The following is a 14,015-nucleotide window of genomic DNA, read 5'->3' on the forward strand; positions in this document are numbered from 1 at the left end:
ATGCCGATCCTGGTGATCACGGGGACGGGCACGGAGGTCGGCAAGACGGTCACGACGGCCGCCGTCGCCGCCACGGCCCTCGCCGCGGGCCGTACGGTGGCCGTGCTCAAACCGGCGCAGACGGGCGTCCGGCCGGAGGAGCGCGGCGACGCCGACGAGGTCGCGCGCCTCGTGGGTGCCGTACGGACCCTCGAACTCGCCCGCTATCCGGACCCGTTGGCCCCCGCGACGGCCGCCCGACGAGCCTCGCTGCCACCGGTGCGGCCGGCCGAGGTGGCGGAGGCCGCAGCGAAACTGGCCGCCGAGTACGACGTGGTCCTGGTGGAGGGCGCGGGCGGCCTGCTCGTACGGTTCGACGACGAGGGTGGCACCCTGGCGGACGCGGCCGAACTGCTGGACGCGCCGGTGCTGGTCGTCGCGTCGGCGGGCCTGGGCACCCTCAACGCGACGGAGCTGACGGCACATGAACTCTCCCGCAGAGACGTCCACTTGACGGGCATCGTCATCGGTAGCTGGCCCGACTCCCCAGACCTGGCAGCCCGCTGCAACCTGGCGGACCTGCCGGTGGTCGCCGGGGCCCCTCTGGTCGGAGCGCTCCCGGCGGGGGTGGGGACGCTGCCCCCGGCCAACTTCCGCGACATGGCCGGACATTGGCTGGCGCCCGTGCTCGGCGGAACATGGGACGCGTCAGAATTCCGGACGCGAGAAGCGCCCCTTCTCTAGGGGCGCGGGGCTGTATCGATCTGCGGCTCCGCCGCGGGGCGCGACAAGCCCCCACCGGCGGAAAGCCGACTCACAACCCCTCTTCCCCAAGCAACCGCACCAGCTCGATCCGCGACCGAATCCCCAACCGTGAGAACACCCCCCGCAGATGGTGATCGATCGTGCGCGGACTCAACGCCAGCCGAACAGCGATCTCCCGATTGGTCGCACCGTCGGCCGCCATCCGCGCAACCATCAACTGCTGCGCCGTCAGGCGAGCGGTGAGATCCGCCGGCCCCGACGTGATCGTCACCGGCGCCCCCAGCGCCCGCAGCTCAGCGCGAGCCTGCGTCGCACAGTGCGGCGCGCCGAACGTCTCGAACGCCTCCAGCGCACTGTGCAACCGGTCGCGGGCCTCGGTCCGGTGCCGCAGCCGACGCAACGCGCTGCCGAACAACAGCTCCGTACGGGCGCGTTCGAAGTCACGCGAGCCGTGGGAGTGCAGATCGAGGGCAGTGCGGTAGTGATCGACGGCTTCGGCTCCGGGGGCGAGCAGAGCGCGGCAGCGGGCGCTGAGGGCCAGGTCGTCGGGGCTGCGGACGGCTGCGGCCCAACGGTCGTAGTCGGCGTGGGCCGCCCGTGCCACGCGGGTGTCCCCGGTGCGGACGGCGGCCTCGACATAGTGCGGGGTGGCCAGGTGCCGGATGGCCCGGTGGCCGTGACCGGGGCCGAATCCGGCCAGGGCGCGCAGCCGGGCGGCGGCGCTCTCGAAGCGGCCGGTGGAGAGGTCGAGGAAGGCCAGCGCCCACAGGGCGAGTGCGGCAGGCAGGCCAAGGCCGTGGGCCCGGGCGTGCGTGCGGGCGGCCTCGGCGCGTTCCCGGCAGACCTCGCCGTCGCCGGTCACCGCCGCGAACATGGCGAGGGCGGCCTGAAGATGACAGGCGCCGTTGTCCTGGCCGGTGGCGTACGCCTGCCAGAGGGCGTCGGCGGCGGCAGCCTCGGCGGCGCGTGGGCGTCCGGTCCAGAAGTCGGCGTAGGCCCGGAACTCCATGGCCTGCGGGACGGTGACCGTCTCACCCCTGGCGCGGGCGGAGGCGGCGGCCCGCACGGTGGCGCGTTCGGCGCCGGAGTGGTCACCGAGGAGCAGCGCGGCGATGCCGGAGTGGATGAGCAGGGTGGGGTCTCCGCCGGGACCGCAGCGCCCCGCGGCGGCCTTGAGGAGGTTGCGGGCGTCCTCGTACCGTCCCTCGACGGCGGCGGCGAGTCCAGCGAGGGTGCCGGGCGGGATGACACCGAGCCGTGCGGCCACGGTGGCCGCCTCCCGGCAGCGGCGGAGGTCACCGGTGTAGACGGCGGCCTCGGTGGCACGTGCCAACAGATGCACGGCGACGTCCAGAGCGGGGTTCGGGACGCTGCACGAGGACTGTGAGTCCGGGTGCGGGTACCGGGACGCGTAGGGGAACGCATAGGGGTCGTCCGGTGTGCCGAATCGTTCCGGCGAGCCGGAGCGAGGTCCATGATCCCCGGCGGAACGATTCAGCACCCTCCCCTCGCTCCCCTGCTGCAGCGCGGCCCTCGCATGCCGGACCGCGGCCGTCAGCAGCGCGTCGAAGGCCTCGGTCGCGTTGCCCGACCGCAGGGCGAGCATGCCGCCCAGCGCGCCCTCGTCCGAGGACGCGACCAGACCGCGGGCCCGGTCCCCCTCGCCGCGGTGCCAGGCGTCGGCGGCGGCCCGGGAGAGCAGCCGGGACCGTTCACGAGAGTCGGACGAGAGGGCGGCGGCGCGCTCGCCAAGAGCGCCGGCCAGGAGGTGGTCGCCCAGCTCACGGGCCTCGTGCGCGGCGCCGCCCAGTTCGGCGACAAGCCGTGCGCTGGGGCCGAGTGCGCCGGCGCCCCGGTGCCAGGAGCGCCGGGGCGACTCACCGTCGCCGTGCAGGACGCGGGCCAGCAGCCGGTGCATGTCGCGCCGGTCCGCCGAGGACCCGGACTCGTAGGCCGCGATACGCGTCCACGCGTCGCGGAAGACGACTCCGCTCGCCGTCGCGTGGGCGATCCCGGCCGCCTCGGCGGCCTCGAGGGCCCCGGTGTCGAGGTGGGCCGCGGCGACCGCGCGCAGGAAGGCATGGGTCGCCACCGGGTACTGGTCGGCGGCGGCGAGGAGCAGCAGCAGCCGGGTGTCGTCGGGCAGGGCACGGATAGCCCGGCGGTGCGCCCGCAGCAGTTCGGGGGCGATCGCGGCGGGTTCCGCCGGGAGGGGATCGAGTCCCGCCGCCTGCCGTTCGGTGAGGAGCGGTACGAGTTCGGCGGCGGCGCGAGGATCGCCGTACGCGGCACAGAGGACGCGCACGCGGACGCCTTCGGGAAGCGGGGGGCCGAGCTGCTGCCACGCGTCCGTGAGCTCCGGTGGCGAAATGCGCGGCTGAGGCGGGGGATTCACCGAGGTCACCACACAACTCACGTTACTGGCGAGTTACAAGGTGCGTAAAGACCGGCGATTTCACCGATGCGGCGCGCGTAGACCCGGCCTGACACTCCAGCCAACCCCACGCATATCAGGAGGCACCATGCAGCGCCGCATGCGACGCATCACAGCAGCCGTCTCGGCCGTCGTGTCCTCGATGCTTCTGTCCCTCTCGCTCTCCGCGGCACCCGCCCAGGCCGCGACCCACAATCCGATCGTCTTCGTGCACGGCATCAGCAGCTCGTCGAGCAGCTGGAACGACTGGGTCGCCGACTTCAAGGCCGACGGCTACACGGCCTCCGAGCTGGACGCATGGTCGTACTCCTGGTCACAGTCGAACGTCACGACGGCCCAGCAACTGGCCACCGAGGTCAAGAGAGTCCTGGCCGCGACGGGCGCCTCGAAGGTCGACCTCGTCGTCCACTCGATGGGCGCGCTCAGCGCTCGCTACTACCTCAAGAACCTCGGCGGAACCGCGTACGTCGACGACTTCGTCTCCGCGGCCGGCGTCAACCACGGCACGACGGTCGCCTCATGGTGTGCGTGGCTGTACACCTCGTGTTCCGAGATGTACACCGGAAGTTCGTTCCTCACCTCGCTGAACTCGGGCGACGAGACGCCGGGCAGCGTGTCCTACGCCAGTTACTGGTCCAACTGCGACGACGCGCTCACCCCGGACACGACCGCGATCCTGAGCGGCGCCACGAACGTCGAGGTCGGCTGCATCTCGCACGACGAGATGAACAACGACTATGGCGTCTACACACAGGTCCGCAACTTCATCGCCTGATCCCGCCGGGTAAGGCCCTGTCCCGCCGGGTACAGGCCTGATCCCGCCGGTTCCCGGCGACAGCGAGGGTGCGCGGGTCCCGTAAGGGGGACAATCGCGGTGAGACCATTCCTCCTCGGGAGGTCCCCATGCCGCTACGGTCCACCACAGGCTCCGGCAAGGTGCCACGGGATCCCGTGCACCATCCGCTGTTCGCCCGCTACTACGCCCGGTTCAGCGTCGCCGCCGAGACCGGTATCGGCCTGGGCGCCCTGCGACACCGGCTGCTCGCCGGGCTCTCCGGGCGGGTCATCGAGATCGGCGCCGGAAACGGCCTGAACTTCGGGCACTATCCGGACGCTGTCTCGGAGGTCGTCGCGATCGAACCCGAGCGTCTGCTGCGGCAGTTGGCCGTGGAGGCGGCGATGCGTGCCGCAGTGCCCGTCGATGTGGTGCCGGGCACGGCGGAGGCGCTGCCGGTGAAGAGCGAGGCCTTCGACGCTGTCGTGTTCTCGCTGGTGCTGTGCAGTGTCCGGGACCTGCCCAGGGCGCTCGGTGAGGTACGGCGGGTGCTGCGGCCCGGTGGCGAGGTGCGGTTCCTGGAGCACGGCGTCGGCGGCGGGCCCGCGATGCGGTTCACCCAGCGGGCCCTCGACCGCACGGTGTGGCCCGCGCTCGCCGGCGGCTGTCATGTGGCCCGGGACCCGGTCGCCGCACTGCGGGACGCCGGGTTCGAACTCGGCCCGTACCGGCGGCTGTTGCTGCCGGAGAAGGGGCCACGGCTGCCCACCTCCTACTGTGTGATGGGCAGCGCGTGGCGTCCCCCACAGCAGGGGACGGAGCCCGGGCCGGGGACGGAGCCAGGCGCCTCATAGGCTCCACTGGCGCAGTTCGTGCGTGATGTCGTGCACCGAGGCGTTGCCGGTCTTCACCAGCCGGGCGAGGTCGCGTACCTGCTCGGGAGAGGTGACGACCTTGACCCCGCTGGCGATGAGGTAGGCGTAGGCGACCGCGGACGCGAACAGCGCGTTGGAGCGTTCCAATGCGGGCACGTGCAGCAGGAGTTGAAGCAGGGCGGCGGCCCTGGCGTGCGGGTTGTCGTAGACGGGGATGTCGAATATCTCGGCCTCGTGGCGGGCTACGGCCGCGACCAGAGCACCCCAGTCGGAGACCTGGGGGTCTCCGGGCGTCTTCCGTTCGGCGATCATGAGCAGCCAGGCGAGGTCGATCCTGAGGTTGCCGGAGTTATCCAAGGGGTCGGTGACGACCTTCGCGCTTGCCTTCACGGTCCGTACCGAACTCTTCGGCGAAGACGGACTCGTACTGCTTCATGAAATCGGCGGCGGCCTCCACGAAGGTGTGGCCCGCCTCGCCGGTGTCCTGCTGGACCAGTTCTTCTATGTATCGGTTGACGCTCATCCCGCGGGCCAGAGCCTTTTCCCGCGCCGCGCGGGCGGTGCCCTCGTCCACCCGGACGTTCAGCTGAGTCTTAGCCATACCTCGAAGCTAGCGCGCAAGTGCTAGCACCCGCAAGAGGGGCACCCAGGAGCGAAAAGGGATACCGGGTGTGCGCCTCGTCACACTACGCTCGGCCGGGACAAGGAACGAGGGACGTCGGCACGACATCGGGACGGCCACGACCAGCAAGCATCGAAGGAGGCAGCCTTGTCCACACCTGCTGCGGAGCACGCCCCCGGGCACGCCGAGGCGGACGGGACCGCGGCCCGCGCCCGCGCGCTGACCAAGGCGTACGGATCGGGCGAGACGACCGTGCTCGCCCTCGACTCCGTCGACGTGGACATCGCGCGCGGGCGCTTCACCGCGGTCATGGGACCGTCGGGGTCGGGCAAGTCCACGCTGATGCACTGTCTGGCCGGGCTCGACACCGTGTCGGCGGGGCAGGTGTGGCTCGGCGACACGGAGATCACGGGGCTGAGGGACCGCGATCTGACCCGGCTGCGGCGGGACCGGATCGGGTTCATGTTCCAGTCGTTCAACCTGATCCCGACCCTGAACGCCGTCGAGAACATCACCCTGCCGATGGACATCGCGGGCCAGAAGCCCGACCAGAAGTGGCTGGACCAGGTCATCGACACACTGGGGCTGCGGGACAGGCTGAAGCACCGGCCGGCCCAACTGTCCGGCGGGCAGCAGCAGCGCGTGGCCTGTGCCCGGGCGCTCGCCTCGCGCCCCGAGCTGATCTTCGCGGACGAGCCGACCGGCAACCTCGACTCGCGCGCCGGTCTCGAGGTCCTCGGCTTCCTGCGCGAGGCCGTCGACGACCTCGGCCAGACGGTCGTCATGGTGACCCACGACCCGGGTGCCGCCGCCCATTCCGACCTGGTGCTCTTCCTCGCCGACGGACGGATCGTGGACGAGATGGCCCGGCCCACCGCGGAGGCGGTCCTGGAGCGCATGCGCCTCTTCTCCGGGGGACAGACCACAGCCCCCTCCCCCGGCACCCCCGACCACTCCGAGGCCCCTTCCCTCACCAAGCCCACCGACGAGGACTGACACCCCGTGCTGAAGGCAACGCTCAGGAGTTTCCTCGCCCACAAGGGCCGACTGCTGCTCTCCGCGCTGGCCGTCGTCCTGTCCGTGGCATTCGTAGCGGGCAGCCTGATCTTCTCCGACACGGTCACCCGCACCTTCGACCGGCTCTTCGCCTCCACGTCCGCCGACGTCACGGTGAACCCCCGGAAGGACTTCGAGTCGTCGGTGCCGACCGGTGAGGTCCTCACCCTGCCCGCCTCCCTGGCCCAGCGGGTCGCCGCTGTCGACGGCGTCGAGGACGCCCACGCGGACGCGTCCGTCGACAACCTCACCGTCGTCGACGACCGGAACAAGTCGGTCTCACCGACCTCGGGCGCCCCCACCATCGCCACGGACTGGTACCTCACCGACCGCAGCCCCGTCGAACTCACCTCCGGCCACGTCCCCCGGGGCGACGGCGAGGCGCTGCTGGACGCGGACACCGCCGACAGCAAGGACGTGGGCATCGGCGACACGCTCACCGTCCAGGCACAGCCGGGGTCGTTCAAGGTCAGGATCGTCGGGATCGCCACCTTCACCACCACCAACCCGGGCGCGGCGCTGCTGTTCCTGGACCCGAAGACCGCGCCGACCATGCTGCTGGGTGCGCCGGACCGGGCCACGAGCATCTCGGTGACGGCCGCGAGCGGGGTGAGCGACGCCGAGCTGAAGAGCCGTATCGCGAAACAGATCGGCACCACCGACTACGAGTTGGAGACGGCCGCCGAGCAGGCCGAGTCCGCAGCGAAGCAACTCGGCGGATTCCTCGACATCATCAAGTACGTGATGCTGGGCTTCGCCGGGATCGCGGTGCTCGTCGGGGTCTTCCTGATCGTCAACACCTTCTCGATGCTGATCGCCCAACGCACCCGCGAACTGGGCCTGTTGCGGGCGCTCGGCGCCGACCGGCGACAGGTGCGCCGGTCCGTGCTGACGGAGGCGGTGCTGCTCGGCCTGGTCGGTTCGACGCTCGGCCTCGCCGCCGGGATCGGACTCGCGGCCGGGCTGATCCAGCTGATGAGCGCGTTCGGCATGAACCTCAGCTCGGCCGACATGGTGGTGGGCTGGGCGACTCCCGTGTCGTCGTACGCCGTCGGGCTCGGGGTCACCTTCGTGGCGGCCTATCTGCCGGCCCGGCGCGCCGCGGTGGTCTCTCCCATGGCCGCGCTGTCGGACGCCGAGATCGCGGGCGTGGGGCGGCCGTTGCGGGTACGGGCGGTGGTCGGCGCGATCGTCGGGGCGCTCGGGGCCGCCGCACTTGCGGGCTGCGCCACGGCCGGTGAGACATCGGCCTCCGCCTCCCTGCTGGGACTCGGTGTGGTCCTCACGCTCGTCGCGACGGTCATCGCGGGCCCGCTGCTGGTCCGGCCGGTCATCCGGGTCCTGGGCGGCGCGTTCCCGGCGATCTACGGGCCGGTCGGCATGATGAGCCAGCGCAACGCCCTGCGCAATCCCCGCCGCACGGGGGCCACGGCCGCCGCGCTGATGGTGGGCCTCGCCCTGGTCGGCGGGATGTCCGTGGCGAGCGCCTCGATGACCAAGTCCTTCGACCAGCAGATCGACAGGACACTCGGCGCCGATTTCGTCGTACAGAACGACAACTTCGTGCCGTTCCCCGGGGAGCTCACCGACAAGGTGCGGGCCACGGACGGTGTCGGTCTCGTCGTACGGCAACGGTTCGTGCCGGTCGCGGTGCGGTTCCCGGACGGCAAGCGACTGGAGACGACGGCCGCCGGGTACGACGCGCGGCTCGACGACGTCGCCAATGTCGCCTACGCGCAGGGCGACACGGCCGCCGCGCTCGCGGACGGCCACCTCGCGATGTCCGCCGACTACGCCAAGGACCACGACGTGCGGGTCGGCACGGTACTGCCCGTGGAGTTCCCGGACGGCGGCCGGACCGAACTGACGGTCGCCGCCCTCACCGACCAGGACAGCGCCGAGGGCTTCGGTACGCAGGGCGGAATCTACTTCGGGATCGCCGTCGCCGAGAAGTACGTGCCCGGCGGCCAGGACGCCGCGCTGTACGTCAACACCGCCGACGGCACGAGCGCCGACACGCTGCGTCCCGCGCTGGAGCGGACACTCGCCGCGTATCCGCAGGTCAAAGCACGTGACCAGGCCGACTACAAGGAACTGATCCGCAACCAGATCGCCGTACTGCTCTATCTCGTGTACGCGCTGCTGGGGCTCGCGATCGTCATCGCGGTGCTCGGCGTGGTGAACACCCTCGCCCTGTCGGTGGTGGAGCGCACACGCGAGATCGGACTGCTGCGGGCCATCGGACTGTCCCGGCGGCAGCTGCGCCGGATGATCCGGCTGGAGTCGGTGGTGATCGCCGTGTTCGGTGCGGTGCTCGGGCTCGGGCTGGGGCTGGTGTGGGGCGTGTGCATCCACCGGGTGCTGGCCCTCCAGGGCATGGAGGCGCTGGCGATTCCGTGGGGCACGATCGTCCTGGTGGTCGTGGGCTCGGCGCTGGTCGGCATCGTGGCCGCGCTGTTGCCCGCGCTGCGCGCGTCCCGGATGAACGTACTGGCGGCGATCGCGCACGAGTGACGGGGCATGAAGGGAGGGGCGCGCGGTGGCCGCGCCCCTCGTCGCCCTCCGCTCCTTCGGTGCTGTCCGTGCGCTCCGTGCCGCATGTGCCGCATGTGCCGCATGTGCTGTTCAAGTCCCCTGCCGATGCGGGCTCCTCCTGCCCCGCCGACCGCAGCTGACCGAGGATCAGGCCACGCTCCGGGCGGAGTGGGCGGACCGCGATACGTGCAGTCGTGTCGCCGCCGATCGGGTTGTGCGTACGGCGTGGTGCGGGCCGGGAAGTGACTGCCGGTCAGCCGATTAAATGCCTGGTCAGAGCTTTGTTGCTGGCTCGGGAGATGGCCGGCCGCCCGAGCCGGGTACCGCCGTGCGGGTCAGTCGGGTGGGCGGCTCGAGTGGTGCGGGGCGCCGGTCTGACTGACGGTGGATCACGTCGGGGCCGGGTCTCGTCAGCTGACATCACGTCAGCGCCCCAGCCGCGGCGGAAGGACTTCGACCATGCGCTCTGCCCGCCTGCTCCTCGCTACCGCGACGGCCACGGCCGCTCTCGCGATCGCCGCACCCGGCGCCCTCGCCGCCGACGGCGGCGACTGGGACAACGGTGACTCTTCCTACAGCAAGGAGCACGACAAGGACAGCAAGCACGACAAGCCGAACGGTGGAATGCACACGGGTGGCGGTGCGCTCACCGCGGTGAACGAGGGCGACTGGAGCAAGGGCGACAGCGCGGACGAGAGCAAGAAGAGCGACTGGAGCAAGGACGACAGCACCGACGAAGGCAGCAAGGGCGACTGGAGCAAGGACGACAGCACCGACGAGAGCAGCAAGGGCGACTGGAGCAAGGGCGACGGCAGCAAGGGCGACTGGGGTTCCAAGCACGAGAAGCCCAGCGGTGGCATGCACACCGGTGGCGGCGCCCTCGCGTCCCCGACCGTCACGGCCGGCGGGCTGGCGGCCCTGGCGGTCGTCGGCGCCGGTGCGTTCGCGATGCGTCGTAGGAACGCGGCCGACGGGGCCTCCTGACCGATGCCTGACATAGCAGCCGGGGCCGTCGCGTGCGCACATCCGCCTGTGCGCACTGCGGCGGCCCGGCCCGTTCAGTCCCTCTACGCGCTGTGCACGTGTTCCAGTGAGGTGGTTCCCGATGGCAACCCCGTTGCCTTCCCCCGTTGAGCCCACATCGGTGCCGCCCCGGCGGCGCTTTGTCGTACGTCTGCTCGCGTGGACCGTCGTTCTCCTGATCCCGGCGGTCTTCCTCTTCTCCGGAAACGACGAGTCGTCCGACGACGTCCCCGCGCCGCGCGCCGCCGCGGCCCACGCCCCCGCCTCTTCGGCCGCGCCGAAGTCCTCGGCCACCCCGCGGGCCGGAAAGCAGTTGCCACGGGCCCGGCCGACGCGTCTGCTCATCCCGGCCATCGACGTGAGCGCCCCCTTCGTCGGCCTCGCCATCGGCGACTCGGGCCAGCTCGAACCCCCGCCCGCCGACGACGTGAACCTGGTCGGCTGGCAGGCGGACGGCGTGTCCCCGGGTGAGGCGGGCACCGCGATCATCGCCGGGCACGTCGACACGGCGACCGCCCCCGCCGTCTTCGCGGGGCTCAGCGAGCTGAAGAAGGGGGATCGATTCTCCGTCAACCGGTCCGACAGACGCACGGCCGTCTTCGTGGTCGACAGTGTCGAGACGTTCGCGAAGGACGACTTCCCCGACGAGCGCGTGTACGCCGACACCCCACAGGCCCAGGTCCGGCTGATCACCTGCGCCGGTGACTACGACCACTCGGTGAAGGACTACACCGACAACCTGGTGGTCTTCGCCCACCTCGTCTGACCCCTCGGCGTCCGGCGAGGGCCCACCTGGGGGATCAGCGGTGGCGAGCCGGAACACCCGATCCTAGCTTCGGCATATGACCAGACGACAGATCATTCACCTCGTATGCACCGCGGCTGTCGTGGCGTCGGGGCTTGGTGCAGCCGCCCCGGCGGACCATCGCACCACGCATCAGGCGGTCCGAACCCACCGGGTCCAACCCGGCGAATCGATCCAGCAGGCGGTGAACGGCGCCCGGCCGGGGGACACCGTTGTCCTCTCCCCCGGCACCTACCACGAGAGCGTCCGCATCACGGTGTCGAACCTGACGCTGCGGGGTTCCCTGGCCGGGCGCGCCGTCATCGTGCCCGGCCCGGCCGCCGCCGACAGCACCTGTGCCTCCGCGGGCAACGGCATCTGTGTGACCGGCACCAAGAGCAGTCCCGTCAAAGGCGTCAACCTGCGGTCGCTGACGATCCGGGGCTTCGCAAAGAACGGCGTGTGGGCGTCGTGGACCGACCAACTGAAGGTCGAGCACGTGACCTCCGAGAAGAACGGGCAGTGGGGCATCGCCCAGGAGAGGTCCGTGCGTGGCGTGTTCACCCGCAACACCGCCGACCGCAACGGTGACGCCGGGCTCTTCGTCGCCAACACCGTCGACCGGGAGGACGGGGCCCAGGACTCCAAGGGCACCGTGATCAGTCACAACCGTCTGCTCGGCAACCGTATCGGCGTCACCGTGCGGCGGCTGCGGAACCTGACCGTCGAACGCAACGAGGCGACGGGCAACTGCGCCGCGGTGTTCGTCGTCGGCGACGAGGGCAAGCCGCGCGCCGGGGCCATGACCGTACGCCGCAACCACATCCACGCCAACAACAAGCTGTGCCCGAAGACCCCCCGGCTGCCCTTCCTGCAGGGCTCGGGCATCGTCCTCACCGGCAGCGAGAAGACGCTGGTGACGAAGAACAGGGTCGAGGACAACGTGGGCACCTCCCCGCTGTCCGGCGGCATCGTGCTGTTCAAGAGCTTCGTGGGCGCCCCCAACGAGAGCAACGAGATCCGCGACAACGTGGTGCTGCGCAACAGCACGGCCGATCTCGCCGACCGGGACACCGGTAAGAGCAACACCTTCCGCGACAACACCTGCGGGGTCTCCGAACCCGCGGGCCTGTGCTGACCGACCGACGCACCACCCGCCCCACTCCCCCACACGGCACAACCACAGAGGCGAGGAAACACATGACGACCGTTGACCCGGCTCCCCCCACCGCCCCGGCCCCGCCTGCTCCCATGCGGCTGCGGGAGCTCGTGTTCGGGGCGGCCTGCGCCGCCGCCGTACGCGCCGCCGCCCGGCTGGGCGTCGCGGACGCCCTCGACGACACCCCCACGACCGTGGATGACCTGGCGGCGGCGGTGAAGACCCAGCCCCACACCCTCAGGCGGCTGCTGCGCGCACTGTCCTGCCAGGGCATCTTCGCGGAGCGCCCCGACGGCACCTTCGTCCACACGGAGATGTCCCGGCTGCTGCGCGAGGACGACCCGCACAGCCTGCGGTACATCGCGCTGTGGTGCACCGAGCCCTGGACGTGGAACGTCTGGCCGCAGCTGGACGAAGCGGTGCGCTCCGGCCGCAACGTCTTCGAGGACATGTACGACCGGGAGTTCTTCGCGTACCTCAACGAAGAGGCCCCCGAGTCGGCGTACGTCTTCAACCGGGCCATGACGACGTCCAGCGAGCAGTCCGCGCGGGACGTCGCGAACCTGCTGGACCTGAGCGGGGTGTCCTCGGTCGCGGACATCGGCGGCGGACAGGGGCAGGTCGTGGCCAGCCTGCTGGAGAAGCACCCCGGCATGCACGGCACACTGCTCGACCTGCCCGGGGTGGTGGAGAACGCCGATCCGCGGCTGCGCGACGGAGGTTCACTGGCCACGCGGGTGAACGTCGTGGCCGGGGACTGCCGGGAGGACATCCCCGTACAGGCGGATGTGTACATCATCAAGAACATCCTGGAGTGGGACGACGACAGCACCCGCAGGGCGCTGGCGAACGTCCGCAGGGCGGCGCGGCCGGGTGCTCGGGTCGTCGTGATCGAGAACCTCGTGGACGACACACCGTCGATGAAGTTCACGACGGCCATGGACCTGCTGCTCCTCCTCAATGTCGGCGGTGCGAAGCACACCCGGCAGAGCATGGTCGACCGGCTGACGGACGCGGGCCTGGTCATCGGCGAGATCCGCCCGGTCAACGCGTATCTGCACGCCTTCGAGTGCACCGTCCCTGGCTGACCCGCCCGGCCGACCGGACGAAACCCCGAGGCCGGTACCGCGACTCTCGCGGTACCGGCCTCGGGGTTTCTGCGCGCGTTCCGTGCTCAGCCGGCGTTCCGCTCCCACTGGTAGAAGCAGCGCGCCATGGCGTCCTTGGGGCTGCGCCAGGTCTGCGGGTCGTACGCGGAGACGTACTCCGACAGCTTGTCGCTGATGCCCCGGAACTCGGGGTGGCCGGCCACCTTCGCGATGGCGGGCGCCGGGTCCTGGTCGGCCTCGATGAAGTGCAGGTACACGTCGCCGTACTGGAAGAGGCTGCGGCGGGTAACTCCGACGAGGTGCGGGAGTTCACCACTGTCGGAGGCGGCGAACAGGTCGGCGATCGCCGGCGCCGATTCGGGTGCCATACGGGCGACGATCAGGGCGTGGTGCATCGGTTGTCCTTCCTGGGCCGGTGGCTCAGCGGGGCAGGGGCGCGTTCTGGCGGTCGCGGGCGACCTGCTCGATCCGGTCCCGGATGAGCGCCATCTGCGTACGGGAGTTGCGGTTGATGTTGTCCGTCATCCACTCGTCGTCGACCGGGGCGTCGGGCTTCATGGCGAAGTCCTGCGTCCAGCGCATCTGGGTGCCGCCCGGCAGCTCCGTGTACTCCCACAGGATGTTCATGTGGGCGAAGGGGCCCGTCTCCACCCGGCGGGCCCGGACGATCCGGTTGGCACGGTCGACGGTCCGTTCCGATACCCAGCTCCAGACCTTGCCGTTGTCGTCCGGGTACATGGTCAGGCGGAAGGCCGTCGTGTCGCCCTCGCGGGAGAGCACTTCGAGGGACGAGTACTCGGTGAAGAGCCGGGGCCAGTTCTCGATGTCGTTGGTGATGTCCCAGACGAGGTCGAGAGGGGCGTCGACGGTGATGCTGTTCTCGGTGTGTCCGGCCACTT

General features: G+C 70.8%; 14 protein-coding genes. 9 read left to right on the forward strand and 5 right to left on the reverse strand.

The genetic code is table 11. From position 1 onward, the window contains the following. Positions 1–723, forward strand: coding sequence for a dethiobiotin synthase (gene bioD, locus OHN74_RS05045; RefSeq protein ID WP_327699991.1), 723 nt, complete (start codon positions 1–3; stop codon positions 721–723). 70 nt (positions 724–793) lie between these two features. On the opposite strand, the gene OHN74_RS05050 is transcribed toward bioD, so the two are convergent. Further along, positions 794–3,151, reverse strand: a complete 2,358-nt coding sequence (locus OHN74_RS05050; protein ID WP_327693317.1) for a helix-turn-helix transcriptional regulator — start codon at positions 3,149–3,151, stop codon at positions 794–796. Between the two features lie 115 nt (positions 3,152–3,266). Between OHN74_RS05050 and OHN74_RS05055 the strand changes: the two genes are divergently transcribed. Further along, positions 3,267–3,953, forward strand: a complete 687-nt coding sequence (locus OHN74_RS05055; RefSeq protein ID WP_327693318.1) for an esterase/lipase family protein — start codon at positions 3,267–3,269, stop codon at positions 3,951–3,953. A 128-nt stretch (positions 3,954–4,081) separates the two neighbouring features. After that, a complete protein-coding gene (locus OHN74_RS05060; RefSeq protein WP_327693319.1) occupies positions 4,082–4,807 on the forward strand; it encodes a class I SAM-dependent methyltransferase in 726 nt (241 codons plus the stop codon). On the opposite strand, the gene OHN74_RS05065 is transcribed toward OHN74_RS05060, so the two are convergent. Together OHN74_RS05065 and OHN74_RS05070 are read right to left on the reverse strand one after the other, a co-directional pair. Continuing rightward, positions 4,802–5,140: a fic family toxin-antitoxin system, toxin component gene (locus tag OHN74_RS05065; protein ID WP_327699992.1), complete on the reverse strand. Its 339-nt coding sequence runs from the start codon at positions 5,138–5,140 to the stop codon at positions 4,802–4,804. The two genes, OHN74_RS05060 and OHN74_RS05065, sit on opposite strands and share 6 nt — an antisense overlap. Before the next feature lie 37 nt (positions 5,141–5,177). Next, positions 5,178–5,429 carry a toxin-antitoxin system HicB family antitoxin gene (locus tag OHN74_RS05070; protein WP_327693320.1) on the reverse strand — a complete coding sequence of 84 codons (252 nt, stop codon included), beginning with the start codon at positions 5,427–5,429 and terminating at the stop codon, positions 5,178–5,180. 168 nt (positions 5,430–5,597) lie between these two features. Between OHN74_RS05070 and OHN74_RS05075 the strand changes: the two genes are divergently transcribed. The 6 genes from OHN74_RS05075 to OHN74_RS05100 all read left to right on the forward strand — a co-directional run bounded on the left by OHN74_RS05075 (position 5,598) and on the right by OHN74_RS05100 (position 13,095). Beyond that, a complete protein-coding gene (locus OHN74_RS05075) occupies positions 5,598–6,446 on the forward strand; it encodes an ABC transporter ATP-binding protein (protein WP_327693321.1) in 849 nt (282 codons plus the stop codon). 6 nt (positions 6,447–6,452) lie between these two features. Further along, positions 6,453–9,020: an ABC transporter permease gene (locus OHN74_RS05080; RefSeq protein ID WP_327693322.1), complete on the forward strand. Its 2,568-nt coding sequence runs from the start codon at positions 6,453–6,455 to the stop codon at positions 9,018–9,020. 480 nt (positions 9,021–9,500) lie between these two features. After that, a complete protein-coding gene (locus OHN74_RS05085) occupies positions 9,501–10,025 on the forward strand; it encodes a hypothetical protein (RefSeq protein ID WP_327693323.1) in 525 nt (174 codons plus the stop codon). A 121-nt stretch (positions 10,026–10,146) separates the two neighbouring features. Further along, on the forward strand, positions 10,147–10,830 hold the full coding sequence (locus tag OHN74_RS05090) for a class F sortase (RefSeq protein WP_327693324.1): 684 nt from the start codon (positions 10,147–10,149) through the stop codon (positions 10,828–10,830). Between the two features lie 76 nt (positions 10,831–10,906). Beyond that, a complete protein-coding gene (locus tag OHN74_RS05095) occupies positions 10,907–11,986 on the forward strand; it encodes a right-handed parallel beta-helix repeat-containing protein (RefSeq protein WP_327693325.1) in 1,080 nt (359 codons plus the stop codon). Positions 11,987–12,048: 62 nt separating this feature from the next. After that, positions 12,049–13,095: a methyltransferase gene (locus OHN74_RS05100; protein ID WP_327693326.1), complete on the forward strand. Its 1,047-nt coding sequence runs from the start codon at positions 12,049–12,051 to the stop codon at positions 13,093–13,095. Positions 13,096–13,181: 86 nt separating this feature from the next. On the opposite strand, the gene OHN74_RS05105 is transcribed toward OHN74_RS05100, so the two are convergent. Further along, a complete protein-coding gene (locus OHN74_RS05105; RefSeq protein ID WP_327693327.1) occupies positions 13,182–13,511 on the reverse strand; it encodes a TcmI family type II polyketide cyclase in 330 nt (109 codons plus the stop codon). 25 nt (positions 13,512–13,536) lie between these two features. Continuing rightward, positions 13,537–14,013, reverse strand: coding sequence for an SRPBCC family protein (locus OHN74_RS05110; protein ID WP_327693328.1), 477 nt, complete (start codon positions 14,011–14,013; stop codon positions 13,537–13,539). Positions 14,014–14,015 lie beyond the last annotated feature (2 nt).

The organism is Streptomyces sp. NBC_00459 (genome assembly GCF_036013955.1).
GTDB lineage: Bacteria > Actinomycetota > Actinomycetes > Streptomycetales > Streptomycetaceae > Streptomyces.